At 69.0% G+C, this 13,624-nt stretch carries 14 protein-coding genes; 7 read left to right on the top strand and 7 right to left on the bottom strand.

Annotation, left to right across the window (positions count from 1 at the left end):
• Both zapB and BO221_RS32810 read right to left on the bottom strand, forming a co-directional pair.
• Positions 1-251, bottom strand: a 251-nt coding sequence (gene zapB, locus BO221_RS57685; RefSeq protein WP_143195806.1) for a cell division protein ZapB, incomplete at its 3' end; no start/stop codon positions are given.
• 136 nt (positions 252-387) lie between these two features.
• Positions 388-579, bottom strand: coding sequence for a hypothetical protein (locus BO221_RS32810; protein WP_073564759.1), 192 nt, complete (start codon positions 577-579; stop codon positions 388-390).
• 487 nt (positions 580-1,066) lie between these two features.
• Here BO221_RS32810 and BO221_RS32800 point away from each other — a divergent pair, with 487 nt between their 5' ends.
• A complete protein-coding gene (locus tag BO221_RS32800) occupies positions 1,067-1,696 on the top strand; it encodes a hypothetical protein (protein WP_233166343.1) in 630 nt (209 codons plus the stop codon).
• A gap of 20 nt (positions 1,697-1,716) precedes the next feature.
• Here the strand turns inward: BO221_RS32800 and radA are convergent, their stop codons facing one another.
• The gene (gene radA / locus BO221_RS32795) at positions 1,717-3,078 is read right to left on the bottom strand and encodes a DNA repair protein RadA (protein WP_073564757.1); all 1,362 of its coding nucleotides are present in this window, start codon (positions 3,076-3,078) and stop codon (positions 1,717-1,719) included.
• Positions 3,079-3,288: 210 nt separating this feature from the next.
• Between radA and BO221_RS32790 the strand changes: the two genes are divergently transcribed.
• The 6 genes from BO221_RS32790 to BO221_RS32765 all read left to right on the top strand — a co-directional run bounded on the left by BO221_RS32790 (position 3,289) and on the right by BO221_RS32765 (position 8,432).
• A complete protein-coding gene (locus BO221_RS32790) occupies positions 3,289-3,558 on the top strand; it encodes a GlsB/YeaQ/YmgE family stress response membrane protein (RefSeq protein WP_073564756.1) in 270 nt (89 codons plus the stop codon).
• Between the two features lie 161 nt (positions 3,559-3,719).
• Positions 3,720-4,751: a biotin synthase BioB gene (gene bioB / locus BO221_RS32785; RefSeq protein WP_073564755.1), complete on the top strand. Its 1,032-nt coding sequence runs from the start codon at positions 3,720-3,722 to the stop codon at positions 4,749-4,751.
• A gap of 83 nt (positions 4,752-4,834) precedes the next feature.
• Positions 4,835-5,959, top strand: coding sequence for an 8-amino-7-oxononanoate synthase (bioF, locus tag BO221_RS32780; RefSeq protein WP_083681729.1), 1,125 nt, complete (start codon positions 4,835-4,837; stop codon positions 5,957-5,959).
• A gap of 181 nt (positions 5,960-6,140) precedes the next feature.
• Positions 6,141-6,881 (top strand): dethiobiotin synthase, encoded by a 741-nt coding sequence (bioD, locus tag BO221_RS32775; RefSeq protein WP_073564753.1) that lies wholly within the window; start codon positions 6,141-6,143, stop codon positions 6,879-6,881.
• 64 nt (positions 6,882-6,945) lie between these two features.
• Positions 6,946-7,263, top strand: coding sequence for a hypothetical protein (locus BO221_RS32770; RefSeq protein ID WP_233166341.1), 318 nt, complete (start codon positions 6,946-6,948; stop codon positions 7,261-7,263).
• Positions 7,260-8,432 carry a pyridoxal phosphate-dependent aminotransferase gene (locus BO221_RS32765; protein WP_073564752.1) on the top strand — a complete coding sequence of 391 codons (1,173 nt, stop codon included), beginning with the start codon at positions 7,260-7,262 and terminating at the stop codon, positions 8,430-8,432. The genes BO221_RS32770 and BO221_RS32765 overlap by 4 nt, the downstream gene beginning before the upstream one ends.
• Before the next feature lie 9 nt (positions 8,433-8,441).
• Here the strand turns inward: BO221_RS32765 and BO221_RS32760 are convergent, their stop codons facing one another.
• The 4 genes from BO221_RS32760 to BO221_RS32745 form a co-directional block, all read right to left on the bottom strand.
• Positions 8,442-8,879, bottom strand: a complete 438-nt coding sequence (locus BO221_RS32760) for a citrate lyase holo-[acyl-carrier protein] synthase (RefSeq protein WP_073564751.1) — start codon at positions 8,877-8,879, stop codon at positions 8,442-8,444.
• 198 nt (positions 8,880-9,077) lie between these two features.
• Entirely contained in the window at positions 9,078-9,548 is a 471-nt protein-coding gene (locus tag BO221_RS32755) for a response regulator (RefSeq protein WP_073564750.1), read from the bottom strand.
• 179 nt (positions 9,549-9,727) lie between these two features.
• On the bottom strand, positions 9,728-11,842 hold the full coding sequence (locus BO221_RS32750) for an OPT family oligopeptide transporter (RefSeq protein ID WP_083681707.1): 2,115 nt from the start codon (positions 11,840-11,842) through the stop codon (positions 9,728-9,730).
• Between the two features lie 111 nt (positions 11,843-11,953).
• Entirely contained in the window at positions 11,954-13,354 is a 1,401-nt protein-coding gene (locus tag BO221_RS32745; protein WP_073564749.1) for an NAD(P)/FAD-dependent oxidoreductase, read from the bottom strand.
• Positions 13,355-13,624: the final 270 nt, after the last annotated feature.

Below are 13,624 nucleotides of genomic sequence, written 5' to 3'. Positions count from 1 at the left end.
CCAGGACGCCGGCCCGTGCGCTTCTTGGGCTGGCGCGGGGCGCCGGGGGCGTCCGAGGAGGGCGGTTTCGAGGAGTTGCTCGAGTTGAGTCCCAGCCTCTCTCTCAACAGCCGATTCTCCTCCCGCAGCCGTCGATTCTCCTCCCTCAACCTCTCGTTCTCCCGCTCCAGCTGCGCGATACGCTCCAGCGCTGCTTCCAGCCTCTTCTCCAGCTGCGCTATCTGCACGTCTCGGGCATCCACCTGCACCATGCCCCGGCTACACCACGCCAGACGTCCTTTTGTCCAGCACCACTTCTGCGGTCATGCCGCCACCGTCTGCTCTTCAACCAGGCCAATGCGGTGAACGGTTACGAAAATCATTGGTGAAACAGGAGTTGGGGATGTGTCACTCCTGCTTCCGGATGAGGTCTTGATATGCCCGGATATTGCCGATGTCTCCCGCCTGGTACTCTTCGAGATCAAGCCCTGGCATGAGCGTGCTCTCCAGGAAGGCCGTGAGGAGGCGCGGAAGTATCTGGCCGCGCTGAACCGGACCATCCGTAATGACAGGCTCTTCACGGGTGGCACGGGCTTTCACGGCGAAATCATGATTCGCTTTGCGGCAGGGCAATACATCTGGCGGCTGGAGTGGAAGACCTCCGAGCCGGGAGTGGTGCAATACCAGTGGACGCGCAGCAAGAAGCCCTTTGATTCGGAAGTGGCGGCATACAGGGACGCGCAGTGGGTGGACCTCACGGTGGAGGAGTTGCGGCAGTACGGCGGGTGGGTGGAAAAGGCCGTGGAAGGGATGATCAGCCGGCGCGAGAAACTCGCCACTGTCAGCGGGACCGTGGGGATGGTCATCGACCTCATCGGTGGAGTCGCGACGACGGTCCTGTGGAGTGCGATTCAGGGGCAGATGGGCTCAGGAACTCAGCAGCCGCCAGCCCAAGGAGGTGGACAGGTCATCCCCTTTCCGGCACGCCCCCCACCCACCGCGTCTCCGGCCAGGCGAGCAATACCAGAAGGATGGCGCCTTCCTGCTTCCCCGGCAGATGCTGGAGGTTCCCCAGGGGGAGGTGATCGTGGCACGCGACGTGGTGGACTTCCTTCGCGAGCGCCCGGCCTGGCGGTTGTACATGGTGTCGGATGTCATGAGCGGTTTGCGCGAATCTCTGGATTGGCAGAACACGCTGTCCATGCGGAGTGCCTATGAGTCGTTCTTCCGCGAGACGGCCTGGGGCGCGGTGTTCTTCGCGACGACATACCTGCACCCGATGAGTGCCGAGCGGATGGCGCAGCGTCTCCATGCGCTGCTGCGTTTCTGGGAGCCACTCCAGTGCGCGCGCTACCTCTTCAAGACGCCGGGGGATGCGCACACACTGGAGGACCTGATGGTGGCCTCCTGCGACTGGGCCATGGATGCGTGGTGCCCGGGAGAAGACGCGCCGGTGCGCGAGCGCCTGTCACTGGCGGCGGAGCGCATGGCGCGAGCGACCCGGGAGGATTGCATCGAGGCCATCTTCCGGGAGATGCCGCGAGCGCTCGCGCATGTCGGCAAGTTGAAGCACCGCGATGTGGTGGCCGACCCGGCCTTTCAGCGCGAGCGCCTCGCCACACTCGACCCCCGCGCTTTCGAGCGGGTGTCCGGCGCACTCACGGGTGAGCTCATCAGCCTGTTACTGGATTGGGATCACGAACTCGGGCTGCAGTAGGCCCACCCCGAGAGACATCCTCAGTCGAACATCGCTCCCAGTGCCTCGGAGAGTGTCTCGACGCCCACCACCTCCAGCTTCGTGTCCTCCAGCCGCCTCGCGCTCCCCTTGGGGATGATGGCCCGCTGGAAGCCCATCTTCGCCGCCTCCGCCAGCCTCGGCTCCACCTGGCCCACCGCGCGCACCTCGCCCGCCAGTCCCACCTCGCCCAGCACCAGCGTGTGCGCCCCCAGCGGCCGGTTCTGCAGGCTGCTCACCAGCGCCGCGCATACCGCCAGGTCGCACGCCGGCTCCGACAACTGCATGCCTCCCGCCACGTTCACGAAGAGGTCGCACCCCACCAGCGGGATGTCCTCCTTCTTCTCCAGCACCGCCGCCAGCAGCGCCACGCGGTTGCCGTCCACGCCGATCGCCGTGCGCCGCGCCGTGCCGTAGCCCGTGGGCGCCACCAGCGCCTGCACCTCCACCAGCAGCGGCCTCGTCCCGTTCAGCGTGCACGTCACCACGCTGCCCGCCTTGCCCGCCGGCCGCTCCGCCAGGAACAGCGCCGAGGGGTCCGGCACCTCCATCAGCCCCGCTCCCTTCATCTCGAAGACGCCAATCTCGTTCGTCGAGCCGAAGCGGTTCTTGTGCGCCCGCAGAATCCGGAACGGGTGGCCACGCTCGCCCTCGAAGTAGAGGACGGTGTCCACCATGTGCTCCAGCACGCGCGGGCCCGCGATGGAGCCCTCCTTCGTCACGTGCCCCACCAGGAACGTCGGCACCCCGCTGCGCTTGGCGAACGCCATGAAGCGTCCCGCCACCTCGCGCACCTGCGAGATGCTTCCCGGCGCGCTGCCCAGCTCCGGCAGGTACATCGTCTGGATGGAGTCCACCACCAGCGCCCGCGGCTTGAGGCCCTCGGCCACCGCCAGCACCCGGTCCGCGTCCGTCTCCGCGAACAGGTGGATGTGCTCGCTCTCCACCCGCAGCCGCTCGGCCCTCATCTTCGTCTGCCGCAGCGACTCCTCGCCCGACACGTACAGCACCGGGCTCCCGCGCCCCAGCCTGTCCAGCGCCGCCAGCAGCAGCGTGGACTTGCCGATGCCCGGGTCTCCTCCCAGCAACACCAGCGAGCCGTCCACCACTCCGCCTCCCAGCACCCGGTCGAACTCGGCGATGCCCGTGCGCCGGCGCTCCTCCTGCTCGCCGCTCACCTCGCGCAGCCGCACCGGCTTGGTCGCCCCTCCCGAGGCCCCCCACGCCGGGCGCTTCTCGTCCACCTTCGCCTCGGTCTCCTCCACCAGCGAGCTCCACGCGCCGCAGTCGGGGCACTTCCCCAACCACTTCGCCGACTGGTACCCGCACGCCTGACACGTGTAGTGCGTCTTTGCCTTCGCCATGGAACCCCTTGTCTATCGCATGGCACCCACGTTTCCCTCGCTTTCCCACGCGCCTGCCCGCCCCTCCCCCCGAGCCGTCCGGAGAGCGGGCAGCCGGGCATGGGGGTCTCCCCCGGGCCTCTCCGTCAAGTTGTGCCTCGGGGCAGGGCTCCCCACTTTTCTTCCCAATCGGGGCCGCACGTCGCGGCGCCCAAGAAAGGGAGAACGGAGATGAGCATCATCTGGTTCATCGTGGTGGGTCTGGTCGCGGGTCTGCTCGCGCGTGCGCTCCTTCCGGGCCGCCAGTCCATGGGACTCGTGGCGACGATGTTGCTGGGTATCGTGGGCTCGTTCGTGGGCGGCTTCATCGGCTCGCTCTTCTCGCCCGGCCGAAGTGTCCTCGATCTGCACCCCTCCGGACTCATCATGTCCGTCGTGGGCTCCATCGTGGTCCTACTCCTGGTGGGCTGGGCGGGCAGGGGCCGTCGCATCCACGCCTGATTTCCGGAACCCGGCAGGGGAGGGGCACGCCCGTCGTGCCCACCCCGCCGGGTTCCTCCTTCTCGGGGGGTGAACCGGGGTCGTCAACCCGGGCGCGCTGCGTGGTTGACAAGGGCGGTCCGCCCACGCACCGTGCGCGCTCCACACCCCCCGAGGAGCCCATGTCCGACTCCGCCGCCCACGATTTCCACGGTCACGCTCACTTCGCCGCTCCGCCTCCGGGTGTCGTCGTCCGCCATGACTGGACGCTCCCCGAGGTGCGCGCCCTCTATGAGCTCCCCCTGCTCGAGCTCATCCACAAGGCGCAGACCGTGCACCGCGCCGTCTTCCAGGACAACAAGGTGCAGCTGTGCTCGCTGCTGTCCATCAAGACGGGCGGCTGCCCCGAGGACTGCGGCTACTGCCCCCAGGCCGCGCGCTACCACAAGGACACCGGCCTGCAGGCCGAGAAGCTCATGTCCGTGCCCTCCGTGCTCGAGGCCGCCTCCAAGGCCCGCTCCGCCGGTGCCACCCGCTTCTGCATGGGCGCCGCCTGGCGCGAGGTGAAGGACGGGCCCCAGTTCGACAACGTCCTGGAGATGGTCCGCGGCGTGAAGGCGCTCGGCATGGAGGCCTGCGCCACGCTCGGCATGCTCACGGAGAGTCAGGCGAAGCGTCTCAAGGCGGCCGGCCTCTCCGCCTACAACCACAACCTCGACACCTCCGAGGAGAAGTACGAGGACATCATCTCCACCCGCACCTACCAGGACCGGTTGGAGACGATCGATCGCGTGCGCCAGGCCGGCATCTCCGTGTGCTCCGGCGGCATCATCGGCCTGGGCGAGTCCGTGGAGGATCGCTGCAAGCTCCTGCTCACGCTCGCCAACCAGGAGGTCCACCCCGAGTCCGTTCCCATCAACGCACTCGTCGCCGTGAAGGGCACGCCCCTCCAGGACCAGAAGCCCGTGCAGTCCGTGGAGATGGTCCGCACCATCGCCACCGCCCGCATCCTCATGCCCCTGGCCATGGTCCGTCTGTCCGCCGGCCGCATGCAGATGAACGAGGAGGCCCAGTTGCTGTGCATGCTCGCCGGCGCCAACTCGCTCTTCTTCGGCGAGAAGCTCCTCACCACCGGCAACCCCGAGTACACCCAGGACATGGCCCTCCTGGAGAAGGCCGGCATCCGCCCCCTGGAGCCGGATACGTCGCGGTGACGAGCCGGGATTCGCGACACCCTCACCCCGTCCCTCTCCCGGAGGGAGAGGGGAGTGTGGCCACGGGGTGGGCCCGGGCGGACATGGACTCCCTGTCCTCCCGCGGGCTGAAGCGGTTCCTCGAGCCGCTCGACTCCCCCCAGGGCCCGCTCGTCCGCGTCGGAGGAGAGACGTTCGTCAATTTCTCCTCCAACGACTACCTGGGTCTCGCCGCCTCACCCTCCGTGCGCGCCGCCGCCATCGCCGCCCTCGAGGTCCATGGGGTCGGCTCCGGCGCAAGCCGGCTCGTCGTGGGCGACACCATTGCCCACCAGCGCCTGGAGGCCCGGCTCGCCTCCTTCGAGCACGCCGAGGCCGCGCTCCTCTTCAACTCGGGCTACGCCGCCAACGTCGGCACCCTGCAAGCCCTCGTTGGCCCCGAGGACGCCGTCTTCTCCGACGCTCTCAACCACGCCTCCCTCATCGATGGCTGCCGCCTCTCGCGCGCCCGCACCGTCGTCTACCCGCATGCCGACGTCGAGGCGCTCGACCGCGCCCTCTCCTCGACTCCCGCTCGCCGGCGCCTCGTCGTCACCGACACCGTGTTCTCCATGGACGGGGACCATGCGCCCCTGCGGGAGATCATCGGCGTCTGCCGCGCCCACGGCGCCGCGCTCCTCGTGGACGAGGCCCATGCCACTGGTGTTCTCGGCTCCCGTGGTGCCGGGCTGTGCGAGGAGCTGGGGCTCTCCAGCGCCGTCGACGTGCGCATGGGCACCTTGAGCAAGGCCTTCGGCGTGCTGGGCGCGTACATCTGTGCCTCACGCCCCGTGGTGGAGCTCGTCCTCAACCGCGCCCGGCCCCTCGTCTTCTCCACGGCGCTTCCCGCCGCCCTGTGCGCCGCCGCCGGGGCCGCCGTGGACATCGTCGAGCACGATGTGGACCTGCGCGCCCGTCTGTGGCGCAACATCCGCCGCTTCTCCCAGGGCCTGCGCTCGCTCGGCTTCGCCGCCGAGCCCCGGAGCGCCATCTTCCCCGTCATCGTGGGCGAGCCCGGGCTCGCCGTCTCCGCCGCACGGGCCCTGCGTTCCAAGGGGTTGCTGGTGAAGGCCATCCGCCCTCCCACCGTCCCCGAGGGCACCAGCCGGCTGCGTTTCTGTCTCTCCGCCGCCCATACCGAGGGCCATGTGGACCTCGCCCTCGAGGGGCTGCGCTCGCTGCGACTCTGAATCTCCGCTTGGGAGGTCATGTGGCAACTCGAGGTTCCCGGCACCCTCACCCCGTCCCTCTCCCGAAGCTGATCATTAGCCACATCTGGCCTGCCCCTCATTTCTCCCTCGGAGAATCCCCTTGGAAGGAGCAAGCAACCAAGCATCTTCCAGAGGGGCGCTCCGAGGGGGAGCTGGAGATGTGACTAATGATCAGCTCCCGAAGGGAGAGGGGAAATGGCCGCGCTCCGCAGGGAAATGGCCGCGGTTCTTCGTCACCGGTACGGATACCGGGGTGGGGAAGACGCAGGCCTCTCGGGCCCTGCTCTCCCTGCTCGCCGATGCCGGGTTCTCCCCCCAGGGATTCAAACCCTATGAGAGCGGGTGTTCCTCCCTCTCCGCTCCTTCCGACGCGCTCTCCCTTCGCGAGGCCGCCCGGAGTGAGCTGCCGCTCGACATCGTCTGCCCCCACCGCTTCCGCGCGCCCCTCGCCCCCGGCATCGCCGCTCGCCGCCTCGGCCGCGAGCCGGATTGGAACACCACCCTCTCCGCCTGGGAGCGCGTCCGCCACGGCTCCGTCGTCGTCGAGGGGGCCGGTGGTCTCTTCGTCCCCCTCGACTCCTCCCACGACGTCATCGATCTCATCTCCACCCTCGGGCTCCCCGTCCTGCTCGTCGCCCGCGCCGGCCTGGGCACTCTCAATCACACCGCCCTGTCCCTCGAGGCCCTCGCCGCGCGCAACATCCCTGTTGCCGCCGTGCTCCTCTCGCGCGGCACTCCCTCTCGCGATCCCTCCGAGCGCGACAACCCCGCCCTCATCTCCGAGCGCCATCACATCCAGGTCCTCGGTCCAGTTCCCTACCTGGAGGATTCCCGCCGCCGCCACGCCGCCTTCCGCAAGGTGCTCGCTCCACTCGTGCCCGAACGCGCGCGAGGCCGATAAATCGGCCTCCGCGGCGATCCGAATGCGCGCGCGAGTGCAAGTTTTCGTGTTGCACGGCCGTGAAATGGACGCATGTTTCGATCTGCGCGAGAACGCCACGCGAATGGCGGACATCATCGACCTCTCGCTCCTCGCCGATGCAAGGCGCTACCTCTCCAAGTTGCTCGATGCGCGCGGTATCTCCTACTTCCTCCAGAAGGATGGTCAGCGGCTCTTCCACATCGAGCCCGCCAAGGTCGACCTCGTGGTCCGCACCGCCATCCGCTCCCGCGCCGACTCGCTGCCCTCTCCCCATCCGAAGGCCGTCGAGCACTGCCGCAAGGAGATCCGCCGCGAGCTGATCCGTCTCGTCGCCTCCGCCATGTTGCAGACGGGGCTGTGAGCGGCTTCTCCGCCCGCACCGGCTTCCCCCGCACCTGGAACCCCCTGGCCCGAGCGCTCGACGAGCGCCGCCAACGCGGTCTCCCCCTGCTGGACCTCACCGAAACCAACCCCACCCGCGTGGGCCTGCCCGCCCCCGAGCCGGCCCTGCTGGCTTCTCCCGGGGCCCTCGGCTACGCGCCCGAACCCCAGGGGCTCCTCCCGGCCCGCGAGGCCGTGGCCGCGCACCTGGCCTCCCGCGGCGCCCACGTCTCCCCCGGGCACCTCGTCCTCTCGGCGAGCACGAGCGAGTCCTACGGCTGGCTCTTCAAGCTGCTGTGCGAGCCCGGGGACAACGTGCTCGTCCCCGCGCCCAGCTACCCCCTCTTCGAGTACCTCACGCGCCTGGAGGGCGTGGAGGCGCGCACCTACCGCCTGCCGCGCGCGCACGGTTTCGGCCTGGACGTGGAGGAGGTGGCCGCCGCACGGGACGCCCGCACCCGCGCCGTGCTCGTGGTGAACCCCGGCAACCCCACCGGCCACTACCTCCACGAGGGCGAGCTGGCGGCCCTGGGGCGGCTGTGCGCGGAGGCCGGGCTGGCACTCCTCTCGGACGAGGTGTTCTCCGACTTCGCCTGGGACGAGGAGCCGGGCCGGGTACCCACCGTGGCCGGGCGCGAGCTGCCCATGCTCACCTTCTCCCTCTCCGGCTTGTCCAAGGTGGCGGGGCTGCCCGGCCTCAAGCTGGGGTGGACACACGTGGGTGGGCCCGGCGCCCTCCGCGAGGAGGCCCTGGCCCGCCTCGAGCTGGTGGCGGACACGTACCTGCCGGTGAACACGCCCGTGCAGCTCGCCCTGCCGGGGCTGCTGGCGCACGCGCCGCGCTTCCAACGGGCGCTGCTGGCCCGGGTGAAGGAGAACCGGCGCCGGCTGCTCCAGGCCCGCCCGGCGGATGCCCGCTGGGACGTCCTGCCCGCTCAGGGGGGATGGAGCACCGTGTTGCGCGTTCCACTGGAGCCCGGGGAGGAGGCTACGTGCCTGGCCCTGCTCGACGCGGGCGTGTGCGTGCAGCCGGGCTACTTCTACGACTTCACCGGCGGAGCCTTCCTGGTGCTGTCCCTGCTGCCGGCACCGGAGGTCTTCAACGCCGCGATGGAGCCGCTCGTGCGCGTGCTGGCCACGAGCGGATAGCGGCCTCGGCTACCGGGAGGCGGGGCCGCCCACCGCCTCACGCGGCACCTTGCCCGTGGTCCCGAGGCTCCCGGCGAGGCCGTAGCACTCGATGCCCAGCTGGCGGTCCCACGCGGCCTCGCCCTCGATACGGCTGGCCCGGCGGCGCGCCAGCAGAGCGGGCAGCTCCGTGACGAAGAGGCCGTAGTAGCCCGCCGCGTCCTCGAACATCTCCGCCGGCGCCGTGCCCAGCTCCTGCTCCAGGCGCTGGAGCCCGGCGAGGAAGAGGTGCTGGCAGTCCTCGTTGGACGCGGTGCCCCGGGGCACATCCAGCGCCAGCTCGATGATCGAGCGGCCGGACATGTTCCGGGCGAGCTCCTGACGCACCTTGTTGCGCTGCTCCCGTGCATCCAGGGCACGCGCCTCCTCAGCGCGCACCGAGGCTCGATTCACCAGGGCTGTGCTCATCGGCTCCTCCCCAGAGGCCCGGAAGTGGGCCCATGTCTCCATTCATTATTTGGAGACGCCTGACGCAGCGACGTGATGCGCCTGACGCGAGATAAGGACTGCCCGCTCGATCTTCATGCGAATGAGCAGGCGAGCGTTCTCCATCTGGCAGACCGCTGCCCCACGGGGAAGGCAGCGTGTCCCATCCAACAGCGCCTCCTACGCCGTCCTCCGGGGCGCGGCGGCCGCGGACGGCAGCTCGTTGAGCACCAGCCAGTACATGCCCAGCTGCCGCACCGCCTCGAAGAAGGCGGTGACGTCCACCGGCTTGTGGACGAAGCTGTTCACCCCCAGCTCGTAGCTCTCCACCAGGTCGCGCTCCTCCTTGGAGGAGGTGAGCACCACCACCGGCAGCATGCGCGTCTGCTCGTTGGCGCGGATGCGCCGCAGCACCTCCAGGCCGTCGATGCGCGGCAGGTGCAGATCCAACAGCACCACCTGCGGCCGGATGGAGGGATCCCGATGGGCGTGCTTGCCCTGCACGAAGAGGTAGTCGAGCGCCTCGGCCCCGTCGCGCACCACCACCACCGGGTTGTGCAGGTTGCTCCTGCGGAACGCCCGGAGGGTCATCAACTCGTCATCGGCGTTGTCCTCGACGAGCAGAACGACACGCTGGCTGAGCTCATACATGGGACTCTCCTCCTTCGCGGATGCCGACCGGATCCTCAGGACTCTCCTGTCTTCTGAGTTTTAACTGAAGTCCCGTTGAAATTCTACAGCTAAGTTGGAGTCCTATTCCCTTGAAGAAAAGCGAAGCGCCCGGTGGGATGTTCTCCCACCGGGCGCTCCGGACTGACGAAGGGGAGTGCTTACGCCTGCGAGGGTCGGCGCGAGATGCGGTACAGCAGGAAGCCCATGAGGGCGAAGGCGATGACGCCGATCAGATGATAGCCGCCCGCGCCCACCGCACCCTGGAGGGTGTGCTCCACCGACAGCTTGGAGATGGCGGTGTTGACGCCCTCGTTCACCGAGAGGATGGCCACCACGACGCCGGCCAGCGCGCCGCCGGCCACCAGGCCCGTGGAGAAGAGGTTGCCGGGCCCGAGCTCGGACTCCTCCACGTGCTCGCCCTTGCGCTTCGCCATGTAGTCGGACAGGCCCTTGATGGCGCCGCCCACGAAGATGGGGGCGGTGGTGGACAGCGGCAGGTAGGCGCCCACGGCGAAGGAGAGCGACTTGACGCCGCACAGCTCCATCGTGATGGACAGGAAGACACCCACCAGCACGAACTGCCAGTCCAGGTTGAAGGACAGCAGGCCCTTGATGAGGGTGGCCATGAGCGTGCCCTGCGGGGCGGGGAAGGCGGGCGAGCCGATCATGTGCTCGATGCCCTGGGCGCGCATCTCGGCGGTGGGGGTGTCCAGCAGCTTCATGGTGAGGCCGATGACGATGGCCGCGGCCACCGCGCCGATCATCAGGCCGAGCTGCTGCGCCCTCGGGGTGGCGCCCACCAGGTAGCCCGTCTTCAGGTCCTGCGACGTGGCGCCCGCGTTGGCCGCGGCGATGCACACCATGCCGCCCACGCACAGCGCCATGGGCTGGTAGATGTCCCCCGTCCAGCCGATGCCCACGAAGATGAGGCAGGTGGCCATCAGCGTGGCGATCGTCATGCCGGAGATGGGGTTGGAGGATGAGCCGATGATGCCCACGATGCGCGAGGCCACCGTCACGAAGAAGAAGCCGAACACCACGATGAGGATGCCCAGCAGCAGCCGGCCGAACACCGTACCCGGCAGGAAGGGCAGGGCGGCCATCACCAGGATGAGGCCCGCGCTGCCGAAGAGCACGATGGTGATGGGCAGGTCGCGCTCGGTGCGCTTCTGCGCGGTGGCACCGGTGCCCTCCTTGAACGACGTCAGGCTCTCCTTGAAGGCCGCGACGATGGTGGGCAGCGTCTTGAGCAGCGTGATGAAGCCGCCCGCCGCCACCGCGCCCGCGCCGATCTGCCGCACATAGGCGAAGTAGATGGCGGTGGCCATGTTCCCGAAGGTGTGCGTCGCGGGGTCCCACCCGCCCGGGCCACCCGCCGTGGTGAGGCTGCGCAGGTTGCCCAGCTTCACCAGCTGCCGCGCGATGGCATCCGGCGGCACGAGCGTGGCCAGCAGCGGGATGATGCCCAGCCACGCCAGCACGCCACCGGCCACCAGCACGCCGGCAATCTTCGGGCCGACGATGTAGCCCACGCCCAGGTACTCGGGGGTGATGTCGCCGTTGAGCGTGGCGGACGGGAAGTACTTGTTGGTCTGCTTCGTCACCAGCGCCGGCGTCTCGGCGATGAGCTTCACGATCTTCTGCAGCAGCGCGTACACGAAGGCGAAGCCCACGCCCTGGAAGGCGATCTTCGCCAGGTTGCCGCCCTTCTCACCGGCGATGAGCACCGAGGCGCACGCCGTGCCCTCGGGGTAGGGCAGGTTGCCGTGCTCCTTCACGATGAGCGAGCGGCGCAGCGGCACCATCATCAGCGTGCCCAGCACACCGCCCAGCAGCGCCAGCGTGAAGATGGTCCAGTACTCGAAGAAGCTGGAGCCCTTGCTGTCGGTGCTCAGGAAGAGGAAGCCGGGCAGGGTGAACACCACGCCCGCGGCGATGGACTCGCCCGCCGAGCCGATGGTCTGCACCACGTTGTTCTCGAGGATCGTCGAGCCCCCCAGCTTCTTGAGCAGGGAGATGGCGAGCACCGCGATGGGGATGGAGGCGGAGACCGTCAGGCCGGCCTTCAGGGCCAGGTACACCGTGGCGGCGCCGAAGATGACGCCGAAGAGCACGCCGATGCCGATGGCCTTGGGCGTGAACTCGGCGACGTCGCTCCGCTCGGCGGGGATGTACGGCTGGAACTCCGCTGTCTTGGTGACTTCGCTCGGGGCGGAGGCGGCCGCGACGGCGACGCTCCGAACCGCCTCGGACTTGGCTGCTTCAGGCTTCAATTGGGGGCTCCCAGAAGGGGGACGACCGTGTCGGGGGTGGAGTTCTACAACTCCCTCCCCGGTCCGCCAAATGACCGCTGGGAGCCGGAGCCCGGGCAGGCGTGCGTGACGCTATGCGGCGACGTCCCGCTCGCCGGGCGCCGCCGGGGGCACCGTCCGCCCGGGCGCGGGGGGCAGGGTGGTGAGGTTGGCCCGCTGCTCCCTCGGGACGAACAGGCTCCTGAGGTTGTAGGCCATCAGCGCCGAGACGAAACCCGGTTGCAGCAGCCCCTCCATCCCCTTGCGCATGTGCAGCACCTCGTAGAAGGCGTGGCAGGCCTTCGCGTCCAACGAGGTCAGGTCGATCATGTTCTGCACGGACCACTGCACGGCCTTCAGCCCGAAGGGCCGCTTGCCCCGGGTCTCCGGGTAGGCCAGGTCCATGGTGGTGGTGAGGAACCAGCACAGGCCGACGATCTTGCTGAGCTCCTTCTGGAAGCCGCGCGCCAGCCCCGCGTGCAGGCCTTCCGGCGAGGTGCGCGCCCGGGCCACCTTCTCCCCGAGCAGCTTCGCCCCGAGGCAGGCGACCGTCATGCCCTGGCCGAAGACGGGGTTGAGGGCGCAGACGGTATCGCCCAGGAGCACGAAGCCCTCCGGGAAGCGCGCCATCTTCTCGTAGTGCATCCAGCGGCTCGTCGGAATCTTGTGCGAGACGGGCGCGGTCAGCGGCTTCGCGTCGCGGATGTATTCATAGAGGTGGGGCGAGGGCAGCCCGCGCGCGAACTCCAGGAAGCCCGCGTCATCGGTGGGCGCGTGGTCTCCGAAGTACCCGTTGAGGCTGACGATCCACCGTCCGCCCTCCACGTTGGAGATGAAGCCCGAGCGCTTCGCCTCGGGGGCGCGGCCGTTCACGACCAGGATCTTCCACGCGTCGAAGTTCGCGGGGCGCTCGTAGAGCCGGCTCGTGTAGCCCAGGTCGATGCCCACCTGCTCCTCTTCCGGGCGGCCGTAGCCCATCGCCTCCAGCCAGTGCGGGGCCCGCGAGCCCCGGCCGCTGGTGTCCACCACCAGCCCGCCCTCGAGCGTCTGCTCGCCCTCGGGGCCCTTCACCTTCGCCCCGGTGACGCGCGTGCGCGAGGCGTCCGTGAGCAGCTCCTCCACGCCATAGCCCTGCCACACCTCGATGTTCGGCAGGGCGGTGACCCGCGCGCGCACCTTCCACTCCAGGAAGGGCCGGGAGACGAGGATGGAGCGGGGGCCTCCCTCGTAGCGGACCTTCCAGCTGCCGGACTGGAACCAGGCGGCGTCCCGGGCCAGGTCGACGAGATCCGCTCCCTCCTGCACCAGGTCCTGCACCAGCCCGGGGAACAGGCCGTCCAGCACCGTCAGCCCGGCCTCCAGCAGGGCATGGATGTGGCGTCCCTGCGGCGCGTTCTTGCGCGCCTCGGGGCCCTCCGGCAACCGCTCCCGCTCCAGGATGATGACCTTCTCGAAATGCTCCGAGAGCACCCGGGCGCTCAAGAGTCCCGCCATGCTGCCGCCAATGACAATGGCTTGTCCGGGTCCTCGCTGGTTGGGAAGCACTCACACCTCCTGATGTGCGGCTGATCGACTGCCTGCTGTGGGGGCTTGCGAGGATATGTGAAGCCGAAAAGAACCGGTACGGTCTCCTGGTGCGTGTTGACTGCTCGGAGAGGGTAGAGGCCTCCCCGATACGGCGGGTCGCTTTGACGCGATGCTACAGGGTGGATGGCGACACTCCTGCCGAGGGAGCGGCTTCACGCCATGTGCGTGCCGAGCAGC

Source organism: Archangium sp. Cb G35 (assembly GCF_001896145.1).
Classification (GTDB): Bacteria; Myxococcota; Myxococcia; order Myxococcales; family Myxococcaceae; genus Archangium; species Archangium violaceum.
Note: the sequence above shows the minus strand (reverse complement) of the source record. Positions and strands in the feature narration are given on the sequence as shown.